This is a genomic window from Microcystis sp. LSC13-02 (genome assembly GCA_002282935.1).
Lineage (GTDB): Bacteria > Cyanobacteriota > Cyanobacteriia > Cyanobacteriales > Microcystaceae > Microcystis.
On the sequence record MTBT01000055.1, the window covers coordinates 1 to 10717 of the forward strand.

Annotated in this window: 9 protein-coding genes; 8 read left to right on the forward strand and 1 reads right to left on the reverse strand. The window is 41.6% G+C overall.

Features of this window, described 5'->3' with window-relative positions:
- The first annotated feature begins 85 nt into the window (after positions 1-85).
- From BGL89_RS03235 to BGL89_RS03245, 3 genes are all read left to right on the forward strand, one after another.
- On the forward strand, positions 86-328 hold the full coding sequence (locus BGL89_RS03235) for a hypothetical protein (protein ID WP_286824425.1): 243 nt from the start codon (positions 86-88) through the stop codon (positions 326-328).
- A gap of 7 nt (positions 329-335) precedes the next feature.
- The gene (locus tag BGL89_RS03240; RefSeq protein ID WP_286824418.1) at positions 336-1151 is read left to right on the forward strand and encodes an LmeA family phospholipid-binding protein; all 816 of its coding nucleotides are present in this window, start codon (positions 336-338) and stop codon (positions 1149-1151) included.
- A 225-nt stretch (positions 1152-1376) separates the two neighbouring features.
- The gene (locus tag BGL89_RS03245) at positions 1377-2057 is read left to right on the forward strand and encodes a GerMN domain-containing protein (protein WP_286824419.1); all 681 of its coding nucleotides are present in this window, start codon (positions 1377-1379) and stop codon (positions 2055-2057) included.
- 44 nt (positions 2058-2101) lie between these two features.
- Here BGL89_RS03245 and BGL89_RS03250 read toward each other — a convergent pair whose 3' ends face one another.
- Complete coding sequence (locus BGL89_RS03250; RefSeq protein ID WP_286824420.1) at positions 2102-3163, reverse strand: mechanosensitive ion channel family protein; 1062 nt, start codon at positions 3161-3163, stop codon at positions 2102-2104.
- Positions 3164-3183: 20 nt separating this feature from the next.
- Between BGL89_RS03250 and BGL89_RS03255 the strand changes: the two genes are divergently transcribed.
- From BGL89_RS03255 to BGL89_RS03275, 5 genes are all read left to right on the forward strand, one after another.
- On the forward strand, positions 3184-3684 hold the full coding sequence (locus BGL89_RS03255; protein WP_502692597.1) for a c-type cytochrome: 501 nt from the start codon (positions 3184-3186) through the stop codon (positions 3682-3684).
- A 196-nt stretch (positions 3685-3880) separates the two neighbouring features.
- Positions 3881-6031, forward strand: coding sequence for an O-linked N-acetylglucosamine transferase, SPINDLY family protein (locus BGL89_RS03260; protein ID WP_286824421.1), 2151 nt, complete (start codon positions 3881-3883; stop codon positions 6029-6031).
- A gap of 17 nt (positions 6032-6048) precedes the next feature.
- Positions 6049-8223, forward strand: coding sequence for an O-linked N-acetylglucosamine transferase, SPINDLY family protein (locus BGL89_RS03265; protein WP_286824422.1), 2175 nt, complete (start codon positions 6049-6051; stop codon positions 8221-8223).
- A gap of 212 nt (positions 8224-8435) precedes the next feature.
- Positions 8436-9827, forward strand: a complete 1392-nt coding sequence (locus BGL89_RS03270) for an NAD-dependent malic enzyme (protein WP_286824423.1) — start codon at positions 8436-8438, stop codon at positions 9825-9827.
- Between the two features lie 31 nt (positions 9828-9858).
- Positions 9859-10593, forward strand: a complete 735-nt coding sequence (locus tag BGL89_RS03275; protein WP_286824424.1) for a M15 family metallopeptidase — start codon at positions 9859-9861, stop codon at positions 10591-10593.
- Positions 10594-10717: the final 124 nt, after the last annotated feature.

Consider the following 10717-nt stretch of genomic DNA (forward strand, 5'->3'; position numbering starts at 1 on the left):
ACATTTTAGCATATATTTGGTAAATGCGCTAGTATTTAACGGTAAAGCCGTCGTAGAACGACGGGGTTTCAGACCCAAATTTTCGATGAATTATCCCATCCCGACTACCCCCGAAGAAATTGCCGCCCTCCGACAGCGTCCCGTCGATGAGGAGATGATCGCTGCCGTGATTGCGGGAATTATTAGAATGGCCCGCGCTCAGGGTCAATCTCTCGATGATCTTACTGAAGAAATTCTCGCAGAAGACGCGATTTTAGATCAAGTGCAACGACGTTGGTTAAGTCAGCTTTTGACTAATGCTTGGCAAAATTTAGCTGGATGGGTGTAATTGAGCGATGGAATGGCTAACAATCACTCTCGCTAGTGTTTTGACCCTGTTAACTCCGGCGGGGGCAATTATCGATACGGTTTTAGCCCATGCCCTTCGCTCCCAAGTCCAAAAAGTGGAACAATTAGCCGTGAGGGTCGATAATACTCCCAATTATCAGGCTCTGCAAGGCAAAATCGATCGAGTTCGCATTTCTGCACGGGGAATTTATCCCCTTGCTGATGTTCGCATTGAGAAGATCGAGCTAGAAACTGAGCCAATTAGCCTCGATTTGCGGCGATTACAGCAAAAAAACGGCAGTTTAGCCGCCGCCTTGCGCCGACCAGCTGCGGGGGCATTGCATCTCGTCCTCACGGAAACTAATGTTAATCAAGCTCTACAATCGGCAGCGGTCAAAGAACAAATTCAGACCCTGATTAATAATCTGATTCCCTCTAGGGAAGAATCTGATAGCACAAAATATCAACTTAGTCAAGCAAGTTTTAACTTTCTTAATAATAATCGAGTCGCTCTGAGGCTGGAGCTAGAGACACAACGGCCGGACGAACCGGCAGCCAGCCTCGATCTGAGCTTAGAAGTGGGATTTAAGCTAGTGCAGGGGCGAAAAATCGAGCTTATTGACCCCACAGCCACTCTTAATGGTCGTCGCCTCTCCTCGCGTCTTCTCAAGGGGTTTGCCGAGGGTATATCCACCCAGTTAGATTTAAAAAACTTCGAGAAACAAGGAATTATCGCCCGCCTTCTCCAATTGCAGATCGACGATGATAAGCTGAGTATAGCCGCCTTTGGCAGAATTGAACCTCGATCGGGGAACCCCAATTAAATTTAACGGTCGGAAAACAGGATATCGGAATTATGAATTATGAATTATGAAGTGGGGTGGTGGGGAAGTGGGGAAGTGGGGAGACCACTTCGTGCGCGTTGCGGGGGGAGAATAAATGGGAATTATGAATTATGAAGTGGGGTGGTGGGGAAGTGGGGAAGTGGCGAGAATAAAAGAGTTCGACTGATAACTGATAACTGATAACTGATAACTGATAACTGAATTATGCCTAGTTCTCGCTCTAGCGATAAAATCTCTTTACCTTGGATAATTGGTATCGGCCTCGCTTTATTTACTGCTGGTGGGGCCACTGCTTGGTTTGCCGTCCATCACCTATCTTCCTCCCAGAAAAACAGCGAAAACCCGATTGAATCTCCCACTCCAGTGCCGATAAGTCAATCACCAATTGTTAAACCAGTTTCTCCCGGTCCAGTGGAGACAAGTCCGACAGCAACTCCTGCAGCTATTCCTGTTAGGGAAAATCGACAGGTTTATTGGTTAAAAGTGACTGATACGGGTAATCAATTAGTCACCCAAGAAATTACCGTTCAAAAAGCAGATAGCGACGACCGAGAGTTAACAGCAGTATTGAAGATTCTATTAGCTGGTCCAAGTAATCCTCCGGATATGACTACTATTCCCCCCGGGACTAAATTACTTGATTTAAAAGTAGATAAAACGGGAATTAAGATTAATCTCTCGCGCGAGTTTGGCACTGATGATGGCCCTGATATGTTGATCGGTCGTTTGGCACAAATCATCTATACTACTACCACCGAGAATCCCAATGCCAAAGTCTGGATTCAAGTGGAAGGAAAACCACTAGAATTACTAGGAGAAGGCCACGGTATTGAAGTTGCCCAACCGATGACTCGTAAGTTTTTTAAGGAGAATTATCAATTGTAATTTGTCCGCACATTTCAATTGTTGGTTGCGATAGCGAATTGAAGTTAACTAGGGGGATTACTGGGGGGATAGGGAAAAAGAATTGGATAGGGAATTTTAATTCCTTCTTGCTGATAGCGTCGGTGTAGGAGTTTAATAAATTCGTGTTTAATGGTGAGATGTTGAAAAAATTCTTCTTCTACCACCTTGAGATAAACTGTTAGCAGAATACTATAGTAATCGAATTTACGATAAAGGATCAAGGGTTGATAGTCACCGAGGTTAGGTTGCAATAGCTGGGCGATTTCTTGCATAACTTCTAGGGTAACTTTTTCGACTTTTTCTAAGTCACTATCGTAACTAATGCCCACTTCCACGGGAACCAGTAGGGAGTTATCCGGTAAACTATAGTTACGGAAACTAGAAGAAATGATCTGAGCATTGGGAATGACCAAAAGATTATTAGTAATTTCTTCGATTACTGTGCATCTTAAATCCACATCTCGCACATAACCAGCTTCTCCTGTTCTCAGTTCTATATAATCTCCCGGTCTAACTTTTTTAGAAGTGATAATATTAATCCCCGACATTAAATTAGCTAGGGTATTTTGGAGAGCTAAACCGAGGGAGACACCCCCAATACCCAAGGCAGTAAGCAGGGGAGTTATCGAAATGCCAATCGAGCTTAGAATAAGCAAAAAACCGCAGCTAAAAATCAGAACTTTGGCGAGAAATTCAAATAGGGAAGTTAGGGAAGAAATGCCATCATCTCCCGTGGTATAAACTCGTAATATTTCCACGGATAATTGAGCAACAACCCAAGTGGCCGAAGCTAAAAAAGCCACTAGCAGAAATTGTTTGCTCAGGAAAATGAGGGAGGGAAAGAGGGGAAGATTGGGAAGGGAGAGGGCAATATTTAAACCCAAAAGTCCGAACCAAAGTATACTTAATCCACGCAGGGAACGTAAAACCCCTTCCGAGAAACGCAGGTTTTTTTCTCTGGCAATCGATAAAAGTTGACTGACAACGCGCTGTTCTACGAGCCATCCCAACAGCAGGAAACTGAGGATGATGGTGATAGGTAAGATAATATAGGGCCAATCTTCCAGTCTGGTTAATAGGTTCATTGCTAGAGGGTTAGAAAAAGATGCGCTTTTGTCTTAATATTATTCCCCATTTCTCTATCTCTAGCAGCGGCGGTGGAATTTTGGGGCAAAAAGTTGCAAAATGTAAAGAGAAACTCATCTTTCCTTCGGCAGCTTGCGTGAATAGTCAGTTAGTTAAACCAAAATTCGGACTTTATCGATTCTTAATGGTTATAATCGTGGTTTTGTTCTTGATTAGCACCTATTTAATCACCTTTCATCTGGCTAAGATGTCAGATCCCTACATTAAAGAGGTGTTATCCCTACAAGGTAATGTCAGTCGCGGTTACGAAATCTTTCAGATTAACTGTGCTGCTTGTCACGGCCAGTTTGCTGATGGCATCGTCGGACCGAGTTTAGAGGACGTTTCCCATCGCAAATCGAGAATTAGTCTGATTGAACAGGTAATTAGCGGTAAAACCCCACCAATGCCCAAATTTCAGCCCGATTCTCAAGCTATGGCCGATTTATTGGTTTATTTAGAAAATCTTTCAAAAAACTGACTCTTGGCTGACATTGATGGTAAGCTAAGACCCATTGAAACTGGGTGGGGAATGGGGGAATGGGGGAATGGGGAATTTCAACTAAAACCCTAAAACCCCAAAACCAAACCCCTGAGCGACTGATAAATTTTACTTATATAGAAAAATTTTGCTTCTATTTGGGTACGCTAGTAGAGACACTTAACGATAAATACTTATGTCTTGGCATTCCCAAGTTGAACCGGCAATTATCCAAGGAGATTTCTGGCAAGTTAGCCAGTTTTATCAAGAACTGATAGAAAGAGAACCCCTAGAAATTAGTCATTATTGGTATTTAGGATTAGCCTATCTTTTGGAAGCTAGGGAAGAAGAAGCACAAACTACTTGGTTATTCGTCCTCAGTCAAGGGGATGAACAGGAAATGACTGCGTGGACAGCAGATTTAGTCAATATTTTAGATGGGGAAGCGCGAAGACAGTTAGAGTTAGGCAATTTAGAAACCAGTTGGTTAATTCGAGGACATATTCGCGAGATTAGTCCCGATAATATTGATAATTTACTGCGGTTTATTTTATTAGCAATTGATTTGAATTATTTCGAGCAAGAGCAGTTAAAAGCTTGGTTATTTGTTAATGTGTTAAAAACAAATGATTTCCAGAGTCTAGAGTTAAGTTTATTGGAAGAAGTTTTAGAAAAATTTCTCGATTCTCAGATACCAGAAACCGTCCCTTACTTGGAAGCAATATTTCAATCTAACTGTCAGCGACAAACTTTCATCAAAGTAGTAGAAGCTAAAGTAACTTCTCTGGCCATGAATAATAAACCATTGGCTATTGATATTATTAATACTTGTTTAGCAGTAGAACCGGAGCAAATTTATCTGTTAGCTGAACTGTATCAATGTTATTTTGATAATCGAGATTTTCCCGCTGCTATCCAAGTAGCTAGTCAATTAAAAACAAGTTGTCAAGGGTTGCCTTCTCAAGCTGTTGCTGATTTTATTGCTCTTTATGTCAAATTATTTAGCGGTAATTGGGTCGATATTAAGGCAGATATTGAAGAATATGCAGAATCCTTGCAAAAAAGTATCGCTAATCGAGAATGTCCAAGATTATTGAATAAACCATACCTAACAGTTGTATCCCCTCTAACTTACCTAGAAGATAACCCAAGAAAAAACCGTTACATTAATAATTGTGTTGGTCAACTTTTTCAGGAATATGTTCGCAATAATTCTAACTGTAATTACTGGGAAAAATCGACTATTAAAGATACAAACAAAGTTCTTAAAATTGGCTATATTGCCCATACTTTATATAATCATTCTATCGGATTAATTTCTAGGTGGTTAATGAAGTATCATGACTATAATGAATTTCATGTCTCTTTATACCTAGTATCTCAAAAAGAAGATCTTATCACTGAACATTGTTTTAAAAATCAGGTAAATGCTTGCTATAACTTACCTATTGATCCTCTGCTAATCGCTGAAAAAATTAGTCAGGATAATATTGATATTTTGGTAGATTTAGACAGCATCACTAATAACACAACTTGTCAAGTCATGGCACTTAAACCAGCACCAATACAAGTGACTTGGTTAGGTTTTGATGCGTCAGGAATTCCTGCAATTGATTACTATCTTGCTGATAATTACGTTTTACCAGCAGCTGCACAGGAATATTACCGAGAAAAAATTTGGCGCTTACCTAATTCCTATATTTGTGTGGATGGTGTCGAGGTTGCTTACCCTTCTCTCCGAAGGGATGATTTAGGGATTCCAGAGGATGCAATTAATTACTTAACCGTACAAACGGGGATAAAACGTAACCCTGAAACTATTCGACTTCAGCTACAAGTTTTAAAGGCAGTTCCTAATAGTTATTTGAGTATTCAAGGGTTAAGTGATGCTAAATCAGTGGAAAAATTATTTTTCAAAGTTGCCGAGGAAGAAGGAATTAATTATGAGAGATTAAAAATCTTCCCCCTCTATCCCACAGGAATTTATCGAGCAAATTTAAGAATAGCTGATGTGGTTTTAGATACCTATCCTTTTACGGGAGGAATGACGACTTTAGATGTGCTGTGGATGGGGATACCTTTGGTTACAAAAGTTGGTCAACAATGGTCATCGAGAAATAGTTATACTTTAATGGTTAATGCGGGAATTAGTGAAGGTATTGCTTGGAGTGATGAGGAGTATATCGATTGGGGAATTAAATTAGGTAAGGATGAACAATTGAGACGCAAAGTTATCGCTAAATTAGATGAATCTAGAAAAACTTCACCGATTTGGAATGCACGTCAGTTTACTAAAAATGTGGAAAGCGCCTATCGTCAAATGTGGCAAATCTATTGTGAAAGTTAATCAGGGAGAATTAAATCATGTCTTGGCAAAATGAAGTAAAAACCGCTTTAGAAAACAATCAATACGATATTATTAGTCAGTTTTACGAAGAACTGATAGAAAAAGAACCCTTAGAAATTAGTTATTATTGGTATTTAGGATTATCCTATCTTTTGCAGGCAAAAGAAGAAGAAGCACAAGCTACTTGGTTATTTGTGTTCACTCAAGGATATGAACAGGAAACTGATTCATGGCTGCTGGAATTAAGCAATATTTTAGCAGCCGAAGCTAACCGACAATTAGAGTTAGAAAATCTAGAAATCAGTTGGTTAATTCGTAAACATCTACAGGAAATTAATCCCAGTTATCTCGATAATTTACTGCATTTAACTCTCGTTGAAATTAAATTAAATAGATTTCATCCTCAACAACTGCAAGAATGGCAAATACTAGAATTAATTACTCAGGGTTCAGTTAACTCTCAATTATTGGAACGGGTAGTAATTGCCGTCATACCTTACGCTCATGAATATACCATAGAATTAGTTCGGTTAAGTTTACCCCATCTTGGCAATTCTCTAGAATTACTTAATCACGTCATCACTGTTGCTGGACGCTTTGCTTTTGAGAAATATCAACCTATTTATTCCGTTGACTTAGCGGAAGCTTTTCTTCCCCTTTATCCCGAAAGTTTGTACTTAGAAGTTAATTTATTTTGGTTTTATATCTCTTTACCTGACTATGAAAAAGCCATCAATTTAGTCAATAAGTTGAAAGAGAAAAGTCAAACGATTGATTTAAAAATGTTTAGTCAATCGCTCCTCTTTAGTGGTTCTTTACGAGCCTCAAAATGGAATGACATTCCTAGTATTTGTCAAGAGTATAAACACTTAATTAAAGAATTTATAGAAAAAAAGCCCCAAGATATACATCCCTTAGTTCGGGGAGCTTTACTAACAGTTATGAACCCGATTTCTTACTATGAAGATAACCCGAAAGAGAATCGACCGCTCTTAAGTCAGATTGGCAGTTTTTTCCAAGAAACCTACAAAGCAATGCTGGGTTTTCAGGAGGAAAGTTTTGACAAACCTAGAGAAGATAATGCCAATAAAAAACTGAAAATTGGTTACATTGCCCAAAGCTTAAAACGTCATCCCGTCGGTTTATTGAGTCGTTGGACTATTAGTTATCACAATCGTGAGCAGTTTGATATTCACCTTTATATGGTGAGTCAACCTGTGGATGAAATAACTAAACAATGGTTTTCTAATCCCGCAGATAAAATCTATCATGCTACTGCTGATTCCCTAGCAACCTATCGCAAAATCAAAGAAGATAACATCGATATTCTTGTGGATTTAGATAGTGGCACTGGGGCAATCGTTGCCAAAGTTATTGCCTTAAAACCTGCTCCTATTCAAGTTAACTGGTTAGGTTTTGATGGTTCCGGTTTACCCGCAGTAGATTATCTTTTAGCGGATGCTTATGTACTACCAGAAAATGCCCAAGAATATTATCAAGAAAAAATCTGGCGTTTACCTGACGCTTTTGTCGCTGTGGATGGTTTTGAAATAGCCGTTCCTACCCTGCGAAGAGAAGATTTAGGTATTAATAATGATGCGGTTATTTACCTAAGTTCTCAAACGGCAATTAAGCGTAATCCTGCGATGATTCGCTTACAAATGCAAATCCTCAAATCCGTAGCTAATAGTTATTTCCTGGTTCAAGGAGTTGCTGATGATAATTCCCTCTGGGATTTATTCTGTCAAATTGCCGCAGAAGTTGGGGTAGAAACTAATCGAATTAAGATGCTTCCTCTCTATCAGACGGAAACCTACAGGGCAAATTTAGCCATCGCTGATGTGGTTTTGGACACCTATCCCTTTAATGGTGGTACAACCACCTTAGAAACCCTCTGGATGGGAATTCCTCTCGTGGTTAAAGTGGGGCAACAATGGTCATCCCGCAACGGTTATACTTTAATGATGAATGCGGGAATAACTGAGGGTATAGCTTGGAGTGATGAGGAATATATACAGTGGGGAATTAAGTTAGGATTGGATAAAAATTTAAGAGAAGAAGTCCGTTGGAAACTCCGAAAGTCTCGTCATACATCTCCCCTCTGGAATGCCAAACAATTTACTAGAGACTTAGAAACTGCTTATCGGCAAATGTGGAATATTTACAGCCTTTCTCATCAAGATGAAGTCTAACCTAATTTGCCATCGACGACCGAGGACTGACTCCCCTAAAAGGACAACTTCCCACCTCATGATTAAGATAACTGCCATGGTCTGACTCCCTGTGGTCCCACTGGTGTTAGGCCCACAGGGATCATAATAGCTAAAGAAACTGCGCGATTAGATACCAAAGTCCTTCACAGATAGAAGATAATCAATATTTATCAGTATTGGAAGCCTTCAGCATGGTTCATTTAACGCCCAATCCTAGCTATAGTTTAAGTCTCAAGATAGAAATCCCCAATCAAGCGGGAACCTTCGCTTCTGTCCTCAATGCGATCGCCGATGTCGGGGGTAATTTAGGGCAAATTTCTCTGATCGAACGCAATTTAAAGATTAGCACCAGAGAAGTGATGGTTGATGCCGCTAGTACCGACCAAGCGGAACAGATTATCGCCGCGGTTAAAGCTCTACCGGATGTTAAACTTCTTAAAGTTTCCGATCGCACCTTCGATCTCCATCGTCGGGGTAAAATCTCCATTGAAAGTCGTATTCCCCTCACCTCCCAAGATGACCTAGCCATGGCCTACACCCCCGGAGTTGGTCGCATCTGCACCGCTATCGCCCACCAACCCGAACAAGTGTACTCATTGACCATCAAGGGCAACACCGTCGCTGTTGTCACCGATGGTAGCGCCGTATTAGGATTGGGAAATCTCGGGCCAGAGGCTGCCTTGCCGGTAATGGAAGGGAAAGCGATGTTATTCAAGGAATTCGCCGGAATTGATGCTTTTCCCATCTGTTTAGCCACCCAAGACCCCGAAGAAATCATCGAAACCGTCAAAAGAATCGCTCCGGTTTTTGGGGGTATTAACCTAGAGGATATCGGCGCTCCACGCTGTTTTGAAATCGAGAAACGTCTGCGAGCGGAATTAAATATTCCCGTTTTCCACGATGATCAACACGGTACAGCGATCGTTTCCCTGGCTGCCCTGATTAATGCCCTCAAATTGGTCAAAAAATCGCTTGATACAGTCAAAATCGTCATTAATGGTGCGGGTGCGGCGGGAATCGCCATCGCTACTCTCTTTAAAACCGCAGGAGCTACAGATATAACCCTCTGTGATTCCCATGGCATCCTCTCCCAAAACCGGGACGATTTAACCCCAGAAAAACAAGCTTGGGCCGTGGCTGCCAGTGGGAAGCTAGGGGATGCTCTTAAAGGCGCTGATGTCTTCTTGGGGGTGAGCGCACCGGGGGTATTGACTCCCGAAATGGTCAAGGGAATGGCTAAAGATGCGATCGTGTTTGCCATGGCTAATCCGATTCCCGAAATTCAACCGGAATTAATCAATGATTTGGTGGCAGTGGTGGCTACCGGACGCAGCGATTATCCCAATCAGATTAATAATGTTCTCGCTTTCCCTGGATTATTTCGCGGGGCCCTGGATTGTCGCGCTAGGGCAATCACCGATAATATGTATCTGGAAGCGGCCAAAGCGATCGCTTCTTTGATCACTCCTGCTAATCTCGATCGAGAGAATATTATTCCCTCGGTTTTTGATAGTCGTGTAGTTACGGCTGTGGCCGCCGCCGTTCAACACGCTGCTCGTCAAGATGGAGTGGCCGGGGAATAATGTAATTATCGTGCAGGAGGGTAAGTAAACCGTGAAACCGATCGATGATATTCCCGAAGCTTTACGGGACAGCCAGTACAGACAAACTACTAATTCTCTGGGGATATTTGCGATCGCAAGCGGTTTACTCGCTCTGCTGGGAACTGGGATAATTGCCATAGTAGTCTTGAATCGTCCCTCCGCTTCCCTAAAAAAACCAGTTATTAACCCCTCCCCCGTCATTAAAGCCACTCCTAGCCCCATTGAGAACATTCTAGGTCATTTACCCTACCAAGAGGCTCCAGAGACGGAATTAGCCCCTATTACTGGGGATGGTGCTATGCGTTTAAGGAAACCGGCAGCCAAGGCTTTTATCCAGATGCAGAGTGACGCAAGAAGGTCGGGGGTGATTTTAATGCCAATTTCGGCTTTTCGATCGAAAGCAACCCAAGAAAAGCTCTTTTTTGAAGTGAAAAAACAACGCAATCAGCCAACCCGCAAACGAGCAGAAGTGAGCGCACCTCCGGGTTACAGTGAACATCATACCGGTTATGCGATCGATATTGGCGATAGTAGCGCTCCCGCAACGAATTTAAGTAGCAGTTTTGCTAATACTGCCGCTTTTCGTTGGTTACAAAATAACGCTGCTCAGTATAGTTTCGAGTTATCTTTCCCCGAAAATAATCCCCAGGGTATCAATTATGAGCCTTGGCACTGGCGTTTTGTCGGGGATAGTGACAGTTTAGAAACTTTTTATAAAGCTCAACAATTAGGAAAACAAAAATAAGATAATCCCGACTCTAAATTCTATCTTGTAAGTCTTGACATCCTCACCGCCGTAAACGGACGGTGATTCCCAAACCTCACGATTTAGGTTTCTGCTTCTTTCCCTTGCGGGGTTTCGCACCTGC